This is a genomic window from uncultured Fretibacterium sp. (genome assembly GCF_963544685.1).
Taxonomy (GTDB): Bacteria; Synergistota; Synergistia; order Synergistales; family Aminobacteriaceae; genus CAJPSE01.
Window position 1 is genome coordinate 1 of record NZ_CAUUGJ010000017.1, and the last position, 16,872, is coordinate 16,872.

Annotated in this window: 16 protein-coding genes; 15 read left to right on the top strand and 1 reads right to left on the bottom strand. The window is 62.6% G+C overall.

The genetic code is table 11. The annotated features are described in order from the left end of the window. From ABLA28_RS02945 to ABLA28_RS02960, 4 genes are all read left to right on the top strand, one after another. Positions 1-436: hypothetical protein (locus tag ABLA28_RS02945; protein WP_347712439.1), on the top strand; the 436-nt coding region annotated here is incomplete at its 5' end. Next, complete coding sequence (locus ABLA28_RS02950; protein WP_347712440.1) at positions 436-2,415, top strand: type IV secretory system conjugative DNA transfer family protein; 1,980 nt, start codon at positions 436-438, stop codon at positions 2,413-2,415. The genes ABLA28_RS02945 and ABLA28_RS02950, both read left to right, overlap by 1 nt. Next, on the top strand, positions 2,402-3,619 hold the full coding sequence (locus tag ABLA28_RS02955) for a hypothetical protein (RefSeq protein WP_347712441.1): 1,218 nt from the start codon (positions 2,402-2,404) through the stop codon (positions 3,617-3,619). The genes ABLA28_RS02950 and ABLA28_RS02955 overlap by 14 nt, the downstream gene beginning before the upstream one ends. A gap of 104 nt (positions 3,620-3,723) precedes the next feature. Next, positions 3,724-4,551 carry a sigma-70 family RNA polymerase sigma factor gene (locus tag ABLA28_RS02960; protein ID WP_347712442.1) on the top strand — a complete coding sequence of 276 codons (828 nt, stop codon included), beginning with the start codon at positions 3,724-3,726 and terminating at the stop codon, positions 4,549-4,551. 119 nt (positions 4,552-4,670) lie between these two features. Here ABLA28_RS02960 and ABLA28_RS02965 read toward each other — a convergent pair whose 3' ends face one another. Further along, a complete protein-coding gene (locus ABLA28_RS02965; protein ID WP_347712443.1) occupies positions 4,671-5,513 on the bottom strand; it encodes a helix-turn-helix transcriptional regulator in 843 nt (280 codons plus the stop codon). A 562-nt stretch (positions 5,514-6,075) separates the two neighbouring features. Between ABLA28_RS02965 and trbB the strand changes: the two genes are divergently transcribed. The 11 genes from trbB (at position 6,076) to ABLA28_RS03020 (ending at position 16,867) form a co-directional block, all read left to right on the top strand. Beyond that, the gene (gene trbB, locus ABLA28_RS02970) at positions 6,076-7,086 is read left to right on the top strand and encodes a P-type conjugative transfer ATPase TrbB (protein ID WP_347712444.1); all 1,011 of its coding nucleotides are present in this window, start codon (positions 6,076-6,078) and stop codon (positions 7,084-7,086) included. Beyond that, the gene (locus tag ABLA28_RS02975; RefSeq protein ID WP_347712445.1) at positions 7,083-7,400 is read left to right on the top strand and encodes a TrbC/VirB2 family protein; all 318 of its coding nucleotides are present in this window, start codon (positions 7,083-7,085) and stop codon (positions 7,398-7,400) included. The genes trbB and ABLA28_RS02975 overlap by 4 nt, the downstream gene beginning before the upstream one ends. 13 nt (positions 7,401-7,413) lie before the next feature. Next, positions 7,414-7,734, top strand: coding sequence for a VirB3 family type IV secretion system protein (locus ABLA28_RS02980; RefSeq protein ID WP_347712446.1), 321 nt, complete (start codon positions 7,414-7,416; stop codon positions 7,732-7,734). Between the two features lie 16 nt (positions 7,735-7,750). Beyond that, entirely contained in the window at positions 7,751-10,303 is a 2,553-nt protein-coding gene (locus tag ABLA28_RS02985) for a conjugal transfer protein TrbE (protein WP_347712447.1), read from the top strand. Further along, a complete protein-coding gene (locus tag ABLA28_RS02990; protein WP_347712448.1) occupies positions 10,293-10,655 on the top strand; it encodes a hypothetical protein in 363 nt (120 codons plus the stop codon). Before ABLA28_RS02985 ends, ABLA28_RS02990 begins: the two co-directional genes overlap by 11 nt. Beyond that, complete coding sequence (trbJ, locus tag ABLA28_RS02995) at positions 10,652-11,422, top strand: P-type conjugative transfer protein TrbJ (RefSeq protein WP_347712449.1); 771 nt, start codon at positions 10,652-10,654, stop codon at positions 11,420-11,422. The genes ABLA28_RS02990 and trbJ overlap by 4 nt, the downstream gene beginning before the upstream one ends. A 7-nt stretch (positions 11,423-11,429) precedes the next feature. Beyond that, positions 11,430-12,782 (top strand): type IV secretion system protein, encoded by a 1,353-nt coding sequence (locus tag ABLA28_RS03000; RefSeq protein ID WP_347712450.1) that lies wholly within the window; start codon positions 11,430-11,432, stop codon positions 12,780-12,782. Further along, positions 12,782-13,477 (top strand): type IV secretion system protein, encoded by a 696-nt coding sequence (locus ABLA28_RS03005; RefSeq protein ID WP_347712451.1) that lies wholly within the window; start codon positions 12,782-12,784, stop codon positions 13,475-13,477. The genes ABLA28_RS03000 and ABLA28_RS03005 overlap by 1 nt, the downstream gene beginning before the upstream one ends. Next, the gene (locus tag ABLA28_RS03010; protein ID WP_347712452.1) at positions 13,474-14,568 is read left to right on the top strand and encodes a TrbG/VirB9 family P-type conjugative transfer protein; all 1,095 of its coding nucleotides are present in this window, start codon (positions 13,474-13,476) and stop codon (positions 14,566-14,568) included. The genes ABLA28_RS03005 and ABLA28_RS03010 overlap by 4 nt, the downstream gene beginning before the upstream one ends. Continuing rightward, a complete protein-coding gene (locus ABLA28_RS03015) occupies positions 14,565-15,821 on the top strand; it encodes a TrbI/VirB10 family protein (RefSeq protein WP_347712453.1) in 1,257 nt (418 codons plus the stop codon). The genes ABLA28_RS03010 and ABLA28_RS03015 overlap by 4 nt, the downstream gene beginning before the upstream one ends. Before the next feature lie 212 nt (positions 15,822-16,033). Next, on the top strand, positions 16,034-16,867 hold the full coding sequence (locus tag ABLA28_RS03020) for a type I restriction-modification system subunit M N-terminal domain-containing protein (RefSeq protein WP_347712454.1): 834 nt from the start codon (positions 16,034-16,036) through the stop codon (positions 16,865-16,867). Positions 16,868-16,872: the final 5 nt, after the last annotated feature.

A 16,872-nucleotide genomic window follows, 5' to 3' on the forward strand; every position in this document is an offset into this window, starting at 1 on the left:
CGATCACAATCTTCCCGATGTTGACCTGGACAACGTTCAGGAGAACGTCATGGCCGCTCTTGATGAGGCCGCAACGGAGGTGAAGGTACTGCACGGCGCGGCGGCGGAGAAGGAAAGCGCCGCTTCCGAAGCGAAAAGCAAGGCGCTCGGTGCCGCCAAGGCCGTTCTGGGACCTCGGGTTCTCGTCACGGACGCCCAGGCGGGCAGGAGCTACAGGGGAAAAATCATCGCCATGACCGATACCCACGCCATTCAGAGGATCTCGGAGAATCAGGCGGTGCTGCACGAGATCGGGATCATGGCGCGGGAGGCCGCTCTGGAGGTCGGGAGCGACGTGTCCGTCACCCTTCACAAAAACGGAAGCTCGACGGTGAAGGCCAGGTCCGAGGAACGGGCGGAGCAGGAGCGCCAGAACGAGAGGGAGGCACGGCGCTGATGCCCAGGAGCATCGTCGGGGGCAAGGCCTTTTCCCTGAGGCGCACCCCCTCGAGACAGGGGCTCAGAACGTTTTTGGTCCTTCTGGCCGGGGTCTGTCTGGCCATGCAGGCGGCCACGCAGTACATCGCGTGGTCGCTCGACTTCCACAGTGCGCTCGGTCCCCCGCTCTTTCGGGTTGCCGATTGCCCGATATACCCCTTTTACCGGGGGATGAACTGGCTCCGGATTCTGCTCGGCGCCCCCGCCTCCGCGGAGCGGAACGTGACCCGGATGGGGATGCTGATTTTTGCGGGCGGGTGTCTCGTCTCCGTCCTCCTGGCACGGCTCTGCCGGGGCGGCAGGCGCAATGCCGCCGAGATCCTGCACGGGTCCGCGCACTGGGCATCGACAAAGGACGTCGTGGCGGCCGGCCTGCTCTCAAAAAACAGGAAGCCTCTGAAGGAGGGCGTCGTCGTGGGCGGCATCGTCGTCGGCGGCCTTCTGAAGAAAACCCTGATGCTGCGCCACAACGGAAGGGAGCACGTCCTCTGCTTCGCCCCGACGAGGAGCGGAAAGGGAATCGGCCTGGTCCTGCCCACGCTGTTGGACGGCTGGAGGCAGAGTGCCTTTATCCTGGACATCAAGGGAGAGAATTTCGCGTTGACGTCGGGCTACAGGAAGCGGGAGCTGGGACAGAAGATCCTGCGGCTGGACTTCACGGACCCGACGGCGCTCGAGGGGCATACGGGGGCCACGTTCAACCCTCTGGAGGAGGTGTTGCCGGACTTCCGGTTCCGGGACGGCGTCCCCCCCGACCTCGAACGCGAACGGACCTTCGAGCTCGTCCCCTCGGGGACGTATGTCGAGACCGCGACGATCCAGCAGATCGTGTCCATCGTCGTGGACCCTCACGGAAAGGGCCTGGAGGACCACTGGGCGAAGACGGCATCGTCCCTGATGCTCGGCTGCATCACGCACCTTCTGTACAAATTCCGGCTCGAGGGTCGGGGGTGCCCCGGAATGGCCGACGTCCTCTCCGAGCTCTCGAGGCCGGGCGAGGAGTGGCAGGATGTGGTCCAGGCGTGGCAGTCCTATCCCCACCTGGGGATCCGTGCGATCTCCGACCGGAACGGGGAGGAAAAGCTCGTCCCGCTCGTGCATCCCATCGTGGCCGAGGAGGCCCAGACCATCCTCTCGAAACCCGCAAAGGAGGCGGGAAGCGTTCTGTCGACCGTGGTGTCCAACCTGGCGCTGTTCCGGGACCCGGTCATCGCCCGGAACACCGGCAGGAGCAGTTTCCGGATCCGGGACCTGATGCACAACGACAGCCCCGTCAGCCTCTACCTGATCGTGAACCCGAATGACCAGCTTCGCCTGACCCCGTTGACGCGCCTCATCATCACGCAGATCGTCTTCAACCTGGTGCAGAAGATGGATTTTCGGGACGGCCGGAGCGTCGAGGGGTACCGGCACCGGCTGCTGCTGCTCCTGGACGAGTTCCCTTCCCTGGGGCGCATGGAGCTCTTCGAAAGGGCCCTGGGCTTCATCGGCGGGTATGGCCTGAAGGCGTATATCATCGTTCAGGACCTGTCGCAGCTCTATAAGGCCTATACGAAGGAGGAATCCATCCGAGCGGGGTGCCACATCCAGGTCGCGTTCGCGCCCAACACGCAGGAGACGGCGGAGTATCTGTCCCGAATGCTGGGTCAGGTGACGGTCCCCGTCAAGAGGTACAGCGAAAGCGTGACTCAGGGAAAGAGGACGGTATCGGTCAGCCTCCACGAGGAGAAACGTGCGCTTCTCGACGATCAGGAGTGCCGCAGCATCCCCGGCCTGAAGAAGAACGGGGACGGCGATGTGACGGAGCCCGGCGACATGCTGATCCTGCCGACGGGGTTCCCGCCGATATACGGGCGGCAGACGCCGTACTTCATGGACGCCGAGATGGACCGCCGGTCGAGGATACCGGCCCCGGAGACGAGCGATGTCCTCCTGTAGGGGAAGGGAGAATGCCTGTTACGGAGCGCTCCTGGCGGCGTGCTCGGCTCTTGTGGGGTACTTTTCCCTGACCTCGGGGGCACGATGGCCCGTCCTGATGTTGAGCGTCCCCGTCCTCTGGACCCTGGCGCCGTCGCGCACCGCCGCCTTCTGGGTCGCGTTCGCCTACACGCTCGCCGTCTCCCGCGGCCTCGCCCCGGGCGCGGCGGTCTTTCTCTCCGAGACCCATACCGCCGCCGATGGAATCGTCCTCTGGATCCTGATGTCGCTGGGGCCCTCCGTCCCGTTTTTCGCCTTCTGGCATGGAGGGCGTCTGGGCAAGTGCCTGGGGTTCCTGGCGGCCAATCTTGCGGCCTTCCTGCTGCCTCCGCTGGCCCTGGTGGGGATCATGGCGCCCTGGATGGGGACCGGATGCCTCTTCCCCGGATGGGGATGGTGGGGGCTCCTCGCCCTGATGGGGATTTATTTCTTCTGTGCGCTCTTCCGCCCGTTTGCCTGCGGGTTCCTGCTGCTGCTTCTGCTGCTGGGCTGCCTGGGTTGGGCGGAGCTGAAGCCGCCCACCCTGCCGGAGGGCTTCATGGCCGTCGACACCTCGTTCGGGCGTATGGGGAGCGGGAGCTTCGATTTCCGGAACGACTTCGAACGTGCCCGGATGGTCTTCCGGAGACTGAACGAGCTGAACGTCGCCTCCTCGGACGCCGAGTATGTCGTCCTTCCGGAGACGATTGCCGGGCGGCTGAATGCGACGGGGCTGGCGCTTTGGCACCGGGAGCTGCGTCCTCTCCTGAGGTCCGGGCAAAAGGTGCTTCTCGGTGCCGAGCTCCCCACGGAGGATGGGCGCAGGTACGACAACGTCGTCCTTCTGCTGGGCGACGACACGGTTCTGTCCGTCCGGCAGCGGATCCCGGTACCTTACTCCATGTATCGTCCCTTCTCGGGAACGGGCGCGAACCTGCACCTCTTCGACGAGCCGTCGGGAATCCTCCGTCTCCCCGACGGCCGAAAGGCGGCGGCAATCGTCTGTTATGAAGGGCACCTGTCCCTGCCCTGCCTGCTCTCTTTCCTTCATTCCCCCGATCTGCTCCTGTGGGTGGGCAACCAGTGGTGGTGCCGGGACACCTCGCTTCCCCTGATCCAGGAGCACAGCGTGGGGCTGTGGGCACAGCTTTTCGGAGTTCCCGTCGCCGCCTCCCAGAATCGGTAGTTTACTGATGATCCTGCCGGATTCGGGATTGATATAATGACGGCAAAGTCCGATGTTCTCACTAATATCACCTGATAATTCCCCTTTTCTGTCGGGAGGCCATGATGACTTCGGATGCTCTCCAGCTCTACCTGGAGGAGATCGGTAAAATCCCTTTATTGGCGGATTCGGAGGTTATCGAGCTCGCCCGGCGTCTCGAGGGCGGGGACCCCGACGCGCGGCAAAGGCTCGTGAACGCCAACCTGCGCCTTGTGGTCGCCATCGCGAAACGCTATCAGGGCCGGGGCGTCCTGCTGGAGGACCTCGTCCAGGAGGGAAACCTCGGGCTGATTCGTGCCGTGGAGCGGTTCGACTACCGCCGCGGCTTCAGGTTCAGCACCTATGCCGCCTGGTGGATTCGCCACAGAATCACCCGGGCGATAGCCAACCAGGGCCGGACGATCCGGCTCCCCGTGCATATTGTCGATCTCGTCAACAAAATTTCCCGGGTAAGCACCCAGCTCACTCAGACCCTGGGACGGGAGCCCGACGACGGGGAGGTCGCGGACGAGATGGGGCTCTCCGTCGAGGAGCTTCTGGAGATACGGGCGACGGCATCGGCGCCCCTGTCCCTGGAGATGCCGCTGGACGGGAACGACGGCGATGAGGACGAGATGGGCGAGCTGCTGGAATCCCATACCGTCGGACGGCCGGACGAGAGGCTGGCCGACAGGATGCTGCGGGATCGGGTCCGCGAGATGATGGGGACTCTTTCCCTCCGCGAGCGCGAGGTTTTGTCCCGCCGTTTCGGCATCGGCATCCGCCGATACACGCTCGAGGAACTCGAGGCCGAATTCGGCATACCCTGCGAGAGGCTCTCTCAAATCGAGGCTCAGGCCCTGCGCAAACTGAGCCATCCCAGCCGCGGACTGAATCTATTGAAGGACATGTAAATCGAAGAGGGCTCCGAACGATTCGCGTTCACCCGTTTGTCGATACGGCGTGAGACTGCCGAAAATCCGAGGGACTGAAAGACATTCCGTACGGCGGAGGATTGTACTGAAGAAGGGAGTTATCTGTTGCGCATGTTCCTGACGTTCGGGGAGATGCGCTTTCCTTTTTTGTGGCGGTAGACGTATTCGCACAGGGTGTGCTCCGAGATCTCGAAGCCGTAGTGTTCCCTCAGGAAGCGGACCTGCTCCTTTCTGCTCCGGATCCCGCCGGCCTCCAGTTTTTCGAGACACGCGAAGAGGTCTTCGGGGTCGACGTTCCCATCCAGGCCGAACCCCTTGCAGGTCAGATTGTTGAAGAACTCGCAGTCGAGACAGCCGAACTTCATTCCGGCTATTTCGGGGGTCGGGGCCGTGACGGGTTCGAAGAGTCCGAACGGACAACGGAAGAGGAGTTCCTTTTGTCCCGTCCATTGGAAGAGGAGCCGGCTACTGATTTTCAGAGCCCGGCAGATCCGGTCGCAGGATGTCCCGTCCTCCATCTCTTCCCCGGCAACCTGGGCCAGGACCTTGCGATACTCCGCCTCGTCCCTTTCCCTGAAACCGCTCAGAAGCTTTTCCCGAATCCCCTGGATTCCCATCAGTTCCTGTATCGTCTGGTCCTTTCGGAACAGGGTTGCGTCGGACTCCAGCAGCTGCCTTCTCAGTTCCACAGCCTCCTTCTGTAGGATTGCCGGAGAAAAGTCGACGGCTCCGATCACGGCATTCCCTGACCCGAGCAGCGACTCCGCGTCGATGCCGGTCAGCTGCGAGATGCTTTCGAAGATCTCCAGGCTGGGTCTTCGTTCCCCATTTTCGAGCTTCACGTAGTAGGTGTGGGAGACGCAGAGATGTGCGGCAACCTCCTTCCTCGTCAGGTGGTTTTGTTGGCGCCAGGCTTTCAGCAGGGCGTGATTGAAGGGCATCGTAAACCTCCTATGCACAAGGCCGTTTCGGCAGGAAGCGCTCAATAGCCCTCTTTTTCGTTTTTGCGGTTTTCGGAAAAAAACCTGAAGGTCCGGAGTTCCCGACACATTCTCCCTCAGCCGTCTCAGGGAACGGAGGCTGGAGGCGGCGGAAGTTATCCGACAGAACGTTGTCCTTCCGGGAGAACTTGCCGCCCCCTGTGATTATTGTAATGGAGGCATCCGGGGAAATTTTGCCGTGTCGTATTTTTTTGCGTCGGTAATGTTCCCGTCATTTTCAAAAAGAACGGTCCATACGGGAATCGACAGGCGCCTTTGTACAAATGGGGTATGGTGCCGAGGTACAGGTGGAACCCACTGCGGGGTCCTCTGTTTATCCTGTCCCTCCTCCTCTCCGTCTCATCGGATCCCCGCGTCCGCACCGGATGTCCCGGAACGGAGTTGCCTTTTTCGAGGCCCGCCCTCGCCGCCCCTTGGCTCAAAGACGCGGAAAAACGCCGCTATCCTGAGAACGAAGCGCGTGCAAAATCGCATCCCACACGAGGGAAAGGACGGTGTTGTCTTGGGCCTGGAGACCGTGGAACAGCAGGAACGGCTTTACGGAAAACTGCGGCGCGAGCTGGGGGCCGACGTGATGGACGCCCTGGAGGACGAGCGGACGCTCGAGATCTGCGTCAATGCCGACGGCCGCATCTGGGTCGAGCGGAAGGGCGAGCGCCTCCGGGATGTCGGCAGGACGCTCTCCTCCGCAAAGCGGCTGGCTGCGCTCGGCACCATTGCGGCCATGCTCGGTACGGAGGTGAACGAGGCCGCGCCCATCCTGGAGGGGCGGCTGCCCCTGGACGGTTCCCGCGTCGAGGGAGCCGTCCCGCCGGTGAGTCCGGACGGCCCCTCGATGAGCATCCGCAAGCACGCCTCGGCGATCTTTTCCCTTTCGCGCTACATCGAGGAGGGACGGATTCCCGAGAGGTGTGCGGATTATCTGCGGGACCGCATGCGGACCAACCGCAACATCCTGGTGGCGGGCGGCACCAGCTCGGGCAAGACGACCTTCGCGAACACCCTCATCCGGGAGCTGCTGGAGATAGCCCCCGAGGACCGGCTCGTCGTCATGGAGGACACGGTGGAGCTTCAGTGCGCAACGACGAACAAGCAGAGATTCGTGACCAGCGAGAACGTATCGATGCAGAAACTTCTCAAGACGGCGATGCGGTACCGGCCGGACCGGATCATCGTCGGCGAGGTGCGGGGGAAGGAGGCCCTGGACCTGCTGAAGAGCTGGAATACGGGGCACCCCGGCGGACTGGCGACCGTCCACGCCAACAGCGCGCCTTCGGCCCTGATCCGCCTCGAGCAGCTAATCCTCGAGACGAGTCAAAATCCCATGAGCACGTTGATTGCGGAGGCCGTCGACGTGGTCGTGTTTATGGATAAACGCGGAAAGGCGGGAAGACAGGTGACGGAGATCATCGAGGTCACGGGATTCAGGGATGGGAGGTATGTCTACGACTGTATCTACGGCAGGAGCGGGAGGAAAGACAATCTGAGATCGAAGGAGACGGGAATCGAATGAACAGGAGAAGAACCGTACTTTTAGCAGGCTTGCTGGTCCTGGCGGCACTCTGCGGCGCCGCGGACGCGAACACGTCGAACGTCCTGCCCTGGGACGGCACGATGAAGATCATCGCGGACTCCCTCACGGGGCCCGTCGTCTATGCCCTCGGCCTTCTTTTCATCGTCGCGGGCTTCGTCGGCGTGGCCTTTGCCGGGGCCGAGATGAGCGGCTGGATCCGCTGGGTGTCGATAGCGGCCATCCTTCTCGGGATGGTGGGAGCGGCTCCGAACGTCCTGAACACCTTCGGGGTGAAGACGTTCCTGGTGCCCTGAGGCGCTGCGGGAGATGGAAGGGAACCTCCGGGTCGTCCCCATCCACCGGAGCCTGACGCGTCCGCTGCTGGTGATGAGCTGCGAGAGATTCCTGTTCCTCATGCTGGGCATGGTGTCCACGCTGCTGGGGTTCAGCGGCATCTCGGGGAGCAACCTCCCCAACCTGATTGCTGGGTTCGTCGTCTTTTTCGTCGGACGTGAGCTCCTGGTGTACATGGCGAAGAAGGACCCCTGCATGTCGGACATCTTTCGGCGCAACTTCCGGTATCGGGCCGAGTACCCGGCGTGCAGCACGGTGGGATGCCATGACGTCCCGACGGCGAAACGATGGTAGTGCCGGGAGGTGAACGATGAGCGTCGTACATGCCATGAAGACCCGGCAGGAACTTGGATTCTCCGAGTACCTGCCCTACCGAACCCTTGTGACCGAGAAGGTCGTCGAGCTCAAGAACGGCGCTCTGCTGGCGGGGTTCCGGTACACGGGGCCGGATCTGGAGTCCGCCACCAAAGAGGAGATGGAGGCCCTCTCCGCCTACATCGGCCGGGCCTTCCTGCGTTTCGGGAAGGGCTGGATGGTCCACGTGGAGATGCTGCGCAAGGCGGCGGGCGGCTACCCCGAGGGGGACTTCGAGGAGCCGACGAACCTGCTGATCGATCTGGAGCGGTACGCGTACCATCAGGCGGAGGGCGGGCATTTCGAGACCCGCCTGGCGATCTTCTTCACCTGCCTGCCGCCGCTCCTGGAACGCTCCGGGAAGCTCCGCAAGGCTCTGAACTTCGTCCTGGGCGAAAGCGACGAGGAGCAGGAACGGATCTTCGACAAAAACCTGGAGGCCTTCGAGGACAAGCTCGCCGAGTTCGAGAACGTCCTGACCGCGAGCAAGCAGATCCGGCTCGCAAGAATGGGACTGGCTCCGGAGACGATGGACGGGGAGATCGTCCCGGTCTCGGAGCTGCTCCAGGCCCTGAACACCATCGTGAACGGCCGATGGCATCCGGTGCGCGTACCGTTGCCCGCTCCGACCTACCTGGACACCCTGCTGGCCAGGGACATGCTCGTCGGCAGCCCGCTCGTCTACGACAACCAATACGTGCTTCCCGTGTCCGTGATGGAGTACCCCCAGGGCAGCTTTCCCGGGATCCTTCACGCCCTGGCGCTGCTGCCCTTCGAGCTGCGCTGGAGCAACCGCTTCATCTTCACGGACCACAACGACGCGAGCGGGACTCTGTCGCGGCTGAGGAAGCGCTGGATGCAGAAGATCAAGGGGTTCGTCGCTCAGGTCTTCAACGTGACCAACGCGCCGGTGAACCTGGACGCCGCCTCGATGGTGAACGACATCGACGAGGCGGCGCAGCCCCTGGATTCCGGTATCGTAGCGTACGGGCACCACACCTCCGTGATCCTCGTGCGCGGCCCGGACTCGGAGACGGTGCACGCTCACGCCCGTGAGGCCATCAAGGCCTGCGAGTTCCGGGGCTTCTCGGCAAGGGCCGAGAACCGCAACGGCATGGAGGCGTTTCTGGGGTCCCTGCCGGGCAACGGCTACGAGAACGTCCGCCGCCCCATGATCAGCACTCTGAACTTCTCCGACATCATGGAGTCGACGACGGACTGGACGGGCGAGCCCTACTGTCCCTCCGCGCATTTCCCGCCCCGGAGCCCCGTGCTCCTGCAGGCGGCCACCATCGGCTCCACCCCCTTCAGGCTGAACCTCCACGACGGCGACGTCGGGCACACGCTCGTCCTGGGACCGACGGGCTCGGGGAAGTCGACCCTGCTGGCCCTCATCGCCTCGCAGTTCGAGCGGTACAGGGACGCCCGGATCTTTGCCTTCGACAAGGGGTATTCGATGTTCCCCCTCGCCTCCTCCTGCCTGAACGCCGCGCACTACGACATCGGTGCGGACGGGGACGGCATACGTTTCTGTCCGCTGGTGTCCCTGGATACGCCGTCGGAGCGCCAGGACGCTCAGGAGTGGCTGGAGGCGGCCGTCGTGCTCTCGCAGGACTCGCCCCCGAGTCCGGTACAGCGGGAGCTGATCCACGAGGCGCTTGTCAACCTCGCGAACACGACGAGGGATCCCTCCGAGAGGACCCTGACGCACTTCTGCGGGACCGTGCAGGACTCCGGGCTCCGCAGGCTGCTGCAATACTACACGGGCGACCGGCCCGGCGGGCTGCTTCTGGATGGAGAGAGCAACGACGTCCGGTATCGGAATTTTACGGTCTTCGAGCTGGACCGGGTCTGGAACCTGGACAGGAAGCTGGTCATGCCGATCTTCCTCTTCCTGTTCCGCGAGATCGAGAAGCGGCTGGACGCCACAGTGGAGGGCAGATACAATCCCCCGACCCTGATCGTCATCGACGAGGCATGGACCGCGCTCTCGCACGAGATGTTCCAGGCGAAGATCCAGGAATGGCTCCTGACGCTGAGGAAGAAGAACGCCGCCGTCGTGATGGCCACGCAGAACCTGAGCCATATCGTCGATTCCCCCATAAGGCAGACCATCCTGGACTCCTGCTTCACCCGCATCCTCCTGCCCAATCCCGGCGCGCGGAACGAGGACATGAGGGCGCTGTACATGGGGTACCTGGGGCTGAACGCCAAGCAGGTCGACCTCATCGCCTCGGCGGTGATGAAGCGGCACTACTACTATGCGGCGCCGAATTCGCGGAACTACCGGCTGTTCGACCTCGGGCTCCGGGACGTGGCGCTGTCCTTCGTCGGCGCCACGGGCAAGGACGACCTGAAGGCGATACGCGCCCTTCAGGCGGAGCACGGGAAGCTCTGGCCCGGATACTGGCTCCGGGCGCGGGGGCAGGAGTCCGCGGGAATCCTCTGGGAGGAGCGGTACCGCGAACGGGAGGAGAGGGAGGAGGCATGTCGATCCCATGAAGGATAGCCGGTTCCGCATCGAGGGGAAGCTGAAGGCGACCGTGCGGACGATGTTCCGCACGGGGCGCTCGGCGCGATACATCCTGCGGTACCTGCACGATGCGAGGAAGGAGTATCGCGCGATCGAGCTTGCGGACGTGGAGAAGCTGGCCGTCCCCAGGGAGGTGAACCTGGTTCACGGCCGCCCCGTGGCCCGGCTTCCGCTGCCCTTCGCTTTCAGGAGAAAGGTTCGCGCACTCGTCGACCTGGAGGGGCCGGAGAACGCCCTGAGGACCCTTCGGGACGACGGGTACACGGAACTGCAGCTCGAGGACATAGCGTATCTGAGGAAAGTAAAACGGAGGGGGGAGAAACGATGAGAGGGATCAGAATCATTGCACTGCTGCTCCTGACCGCTTACGGCTGCACGACGTTCGCGATGGCCGGAGGCGGGCTGAGCGGAGGGGCCACCGAGTTCACGCAGCAGCTGAACAACGCCGAGTTGGTCAAGGCGATAGAGAAGGCCCAGGAACAGATAAAGTTCCTGGAGGACCAGCTCCGGACCCTGGACAACGTCCTGAGCCTGGCCGACATCGACAACATGCTTCAGGGGCCGATGCAGATCTATTCGAAGGTGACGGGCATCTACGGAAGGGTCAAGGGGATTTTGGACAAGACCAGAGGACTCACCTACACGGTCGCGAACCTCGACGAGGAGCTCAAAAGGCGGTTCAAGAGCTATGGAGACATGGCGATGGCCAGCAACCGGGACTTCGCGGAGGAGAGCCGCTCGATAGCGGAGACTCAGATGGAGACGGTGCGCTCCACCTTGAAAGGAATCCACGTCGCTTGGGACCAGTTCCAGGACGACACGAAGACCCTGGAGCAGATTCAGGATGTTGCCAAAAGCGCCAAAGGACGCAATCAAATAGAGCAGGCGGGGAACCAGCTTCTGGGCTTCCTTGGAGAAGAGCTGATGCGGCTGCGGCAGATGACGATGATGCAGGCGCAGATGGCCGGAGTGGCTCTGGAGGCCGAACGGGCAAAGGAGGACGCCCGGCAGAAGCGTCTGGAGGCGTTCTTCAAGCCCGCCTCTCCCTCCGATGTCAAAGGTCCCGACTTCGAGAGCCTGGCGGACCTCTTTTAGAGGCGGCATGAGGACTTTACGTCTTGTCGGGGTGGCGGCGGGGATTCTTTTTGTCGTGCTCGTCGCCACCCCCGCTCCGGCGTCCGTGGCGGACGAGGCCCTGATCGAGCTGTTTTCGGAGATAGGGATGGCGACCCGGGACTGGATGAAAAAAGCGGCGGAGTACACGATGAAGATCCTGTGGTTCTCCTCGCTGATTGCCTTTGCCCTCGGCTGCAAAGACCTTCTCCTGAGTGGCGGGGTCACGATGGATGCCGTCCTGGCGCTGCTCGTCCGGTACGCCCTGTGGGTCGGCATCTCCGTCTGGATCCTCGAGCGGCCCGAGATCCTGATGCAGATCCCCAAGAGCCTGAAGCAGCTGGGGCAGCTGATTGGCGGGGAGTATGTCGGGCTCGCGTCCCTGCTGACGCTGTTCGCCAGGGTGACCTCGCCCATCGTCGAGTTCGCCGCCGGCCTGGGGTGGATGGATGTCGGCCTGATCGTCATCTGTGGGTTCCTGGTCTTCGTGATCAACTGCCTGTGCTTCATGATCATGACGACGGTCCTCTGCATCGAGATCGAGCTCGTCTTCATCTCCATCGGGGGGCTCTTCACCCTGGGCTTTTTCGTCCTGGGCTTCTTCAGGGATTATTTCATGGGGTACCTCAGGGCGCTGGTGCACGTTGGGGTCAAGCTCCTGCTCCTGTCGCTCCTGATGGGGCTGATCAGCAAAATCGTGGCGACCTGGCCGGCGCAGATAGCCGCGTATATCCAGGAGCCCAATGGGGTCTTCGTGTTCGTCGTGCCGCTGTGCTCCGCCCTCGTCGCCTTCTACATGATCGTGAAGTCCGTGCCGAACTACGCTGCGGCCATCATGACCGGCTCTGCATCGGCAAACAATAACTTCATGGCGGCCGTGGCGGCCGGTGCGGGGCTGGGCATGACCGTTTGGAACGCCTCGATCCGGGCGGCACGGACGATGACGGGGGCCGGGGAGCAGGTCCGGGAGGCGGCCAAAGCCTTCGGAAACGTGTCTCAGGCCCTCAGGGATACGGCCGCCGCCGAAGGCGGTCGTCCGGGAAACGTTGTGGGCCGGGCGGCCTGGGAGGCGTTCCGGACCCTGGCGGCGGGAGGGGACGGCGAGAAGGGCGCGAGGAGGATCTATGAAGAGCACAGGCTGGCCCGCGAGTTCGGCAGAGCGGGGGATGGCGGTGGAGCGGGCAGTTCGATGACGCCGGGAGGCGGTGCGTACCCCGACCGGAACATGGGGTTCGACCTCAAGACGGCCCAGGAGCGGTACATGGAGGAGATGAGGCGGCGCAACGCTCAGGCCGCCGGTATGCCGCCGCTCGACAGCGACGGGAAGAGAGGACGGAGCTGATGGCATGTTTTGGAAAGAAGTCGGAGGAACGGGAGATTCAAGGCAGCGACCCGTTCCTGATGGGACGCACCGAGGCGGCCGAGCGGTACGGTTATCTCTCCCAAAATGCCGCCCAGTGGCGGCGGATATCGCTGCTCCTGCTGGTGTGCTGCGTGGTCTGCGTGTTCGCCGTGATTCATACCGCAAACAGGATTACGGTCGTGCCCTACGTCGTTCAGGTCGACCGGCACGGATATCAGATAGCCGTGGAGCCGGTCGCGCCCTCGGACGTCGATTCCCGCCTGATCGTCTCGAACGTCGGGCGCTACATCTGGTCGCTCAAGACGGTGTTTGCCGACCCCGAGGCGCAGCTGCACCTCCTGAACTTCGTGTACCACTGCACGCCGGAGAACACGCCCGCCGACGCCAAGTTCCGGGACTACTACAGGAAAAACAACGTCGAGGAGATCCGAAGGCAGCACACGGTCAATGTCGACGTCAACTCGGTCCTGCCGCTGTCGCCAAGGACCTGGCAGGCGGAATGGACGGAGGAGGCGTTTTCCGACGGGAACAGCCTTTGGAAAAAATACTATCGCGGGATCTTCGAGACCGAGATCATTCCGCCGAGCTCCATGGAGGAGATCCTGCGAAATCCCCTCGGCATCTTTATCGTCGACTTCAATTTCAGCGAGATCGTGACGGGAGGCAGCAGATGAAGATTTGGGGTTCGTGTTGTTGTGTCGTTCTCTTCATGGCCCTGGGTGTGCCGGCGCTCGCCGCTCCGGCGGAGAAACCGAAACCGGGTGTGGAGACGGAGAAGCCCTCGAAGCTGGTGGTCCGGCACGAAGGGCGGGATGTCGTGGCGAACGTGGAGGACATCCTCCTGATGTCCGACGACGTGGGCTGGAGGCTGGCCGATGGGGCCGAGACCGAGGAGGTCCCTCAGGGAGCGCAGGAGATCCCGGAGCGGGAGTATCTGGAGGAACGACAGGCCCGCAGGTGGCTGGAGCTCCGGGAGGACCTGGAGCTTCGCAGCATAGACCGAAGGGCGCTGGAGCTGGTGAAGGAGTTCGAGTCCGCGAAGCAGGCCGTTCCGCCGAGCCGGGGGGACGCCGGTACCGTCGTCTTTGCGTTCGGGAGCTACACGCCCAAGATCCTGTGTCGGCCCATGCGCGTGACGGACGTGATCCTGGAGCCGGGGGAGGTTGTGACGGGCGTTTTTCCCGGCGACACCGCCCGATGGACCTTCGTTCCCGGCCGGTCCGGTTCGGGGGAGAACGAACGGCTGCACGTAATGATAAAGCCCTTGATGGCGGACATCTCCACAAACCTGGTCGTCACCACGGACCGGCGGACCTACAACGTCGACCTCGTGTCCGTCCCCGAAAGGTTCATGGCCTCGGTATCGTTCACCTATCCTGCGGACACGCTGAAGGCTTGGGACGAGTTCGTCGCACGGAGGCGGACGGAACGCGCCGCTCTCCCGGAGGGGACGGTGTCCCCGGAGTCCCTGCACTTCGACTACGAGATCCGGGGGAAGAACACGATTCGATGGAAGCCGGTCCACGTTCTGGGACGATGGGGTCAAAACCTACATCCGCTTCCCCGCGGGGAGCACGCTCCGGAGCATCGAGGCCCCGGTCCTGGTCCTGTACGAGCGAAAGAAGGAGATGCTCGTCAACTACCGGGTCGTGCAGGACATGTACGTCGTCGACAAGGTCTTCGACAAGGCGGGCCTGATCGCGGGGACGGGAGCGCACCAGAGCCGCGTCGTGATCGTTCGGCGGACCCGGAGGTGAGACGATGACGGACAGGGAAAGCAAGGAGGGGAAGGAGAGGTTCGGCCCCATCATCGAGCGGAACGAGAGACGGACGAAAAGGCACAGCAAGCGCGTCCTCGTGTTCTTCGTTTTGCTCCTGTCCGCCGTTATCCTGCTGGTGACGTCCCGGGCGAAGCGCCCGGACGAGGATTCGGCGGACGGGCTCTCGAAGCAGCTTCGGGCTCCGAGGGACGGTTTCGAGAACCTGATCCGGGAGATGCAGCGGTCGGCCCGCCGGGCTCCCCACGAGGTTGAGGCTCCGCCATCCCCGGAACCTCGCGAGGAGCGGGAGGCTCCGGCTCCTCTGCTACTTCGGCCTCGGAATCGAAAGAAATACTACTCCGACCCCAGGGACAGACAGGCGGCGGAGCGGATGCGGGAGATAAAGATGGCGGCGCTGACGGCGATCCCCAGGGTGGAGGGGTTTCCCCTGGCCGAGGAGCGAGGTGGTGCGGGGAAGATGGAGAGCGGCGGGCGTTCGGGAGAAAGTCTGAGCGCGGCGGAGCTGGCCGCGATGGCTGCAGGGCTCCGGCAGCCGGACCCCGACCCCAACCACCAGGTGCAGAAGGGAGATTTCCTGAGAGGCGAAAAGGGCGGGGCCTCGATGACGGCGCAGGGTTACTCGGAGTTCCTGCCCGAACCTCAGAAGTTCTATTGGGAGCTGAAGGCCGGGACGGTCATCCCCGGCATCCTGGTGAACGGCATCGACTCCGATCTGCCCGGACAAATCGTCGGGCAGGTCGCAGAGAACGTCTGGGATACGGCGAGGGGCAAAAACGTCCTGATCCCGAAGGGGACCCGAATCCTGGGGGTCTACGATTCGCAGGTGACCTTCGGGCAGCGCCGCGTCCTGGTGGTCTGGAACCGTCTGGTCTTTCCCGACGGAACGACGCTGAACATCGCGGGCAGCCCGGGGGTCGACCAGGCGGGCTATGCGGGACTGTCCGGACGGGTCGACGAGCATTGGGGCCGGCTCGTCGGCACGGCACTCCTGTCCTCCCTGTTCGTGGCCGGGGCGGAGCTCGTCCATGACGATAAGGGGAGCGGAACCGGAAACGGCACCGAGAGGAAGAGCCCCGGCGACATCGCCTCCGAACAGGCCGCCAAGGCGATACTGGATATGGCGGCAAAACTGACCCAAAAGGTCTCGGACATCCAGCCCACGATACGGATCCGGCCGGGAAAGCGTTTCAATATCTTCGTCCGGAAGGATATCGTCTTCCCGGAACCCTATATGTAGACCCGCCAGTCTCGAGGCCTGAAAAAACGCGGTTTCCCCGAAATCCATATTCGCATGTAAAAAGCCTTGCGGAATCCGTCCGCGAGGCTTTTTGTCGCAAGGATGGACCGGAATCCGGCGGAGGAGCGGAGTACAGATCTTTGAAAGGCAACGTCCGGAAAAACCTCCTGCAAATCTTTCGGGTAAAATTGTATTGATCCGGGGACCGCTGAATGGCTCGTGAGGTGCAAGGGATAAGATGGGCCGATTGGGGGATTCACCCCTTCCATGAATCAACAAATATGCGCTTTGCGCTTTTCCGGAACGAAACAAGTACGAATAAGACATCGCACACGATAAAAGACGTACTCGGAGGGATAACTTATGGCGGTAAAAAAAGCCAGCTCTGCTCAAGCCTCTGGGCAAGCTGCGACAGCCTGCGCGGCGGTATGGACAGTTCGCAATATAAGGATTACATCCTCACCCTTTTGTTCGTGAAGTACGTTTCGGACAAGTTTAAGGGCGTTGCCTACGGCGATATCGACGTCCCTGAGGGGGGCAGCTTCGACGATATGCTTGCCTTGATAGGGAACAAGAATATCGGCGAGGAGATGGATAAAATCATCGCACGCCTTGCCGAGGCCAACGGTCTCCGAGAGGTGATCGACAACGCGCACTTCAACGACGAGGATAAACTGGGCAAAAGCCGGGAAATGGTGGACAAGCTGGGCGAACTGCTTAGTATCTTTCGAGACCAGATGCCGGATTTCAACAGAAACCGCGCTGATGGAGACGACATCATCGGCGACACCTACGAATACCTGATGCGGAACTTCGCCACGGAGAGTGGCAAGAGCAAGGGGCAGTTTTATACGCCAGCCGAGGTTTCTCGAGTCCTTGCCAAGGTCGTTGGTATTGAACAGGTCAGATTGTTCTTTACCAACGCGGAGTATGAAAAGCTTATAAAGGTGATGAACGATCTTGGCATTGCTGGAAGTCCGGATATCGTGCTGATAGATGCGCGGGATAATAAGCCGTCTGCGTCGAATGTTAAAGGTGAAGCTTAATATGT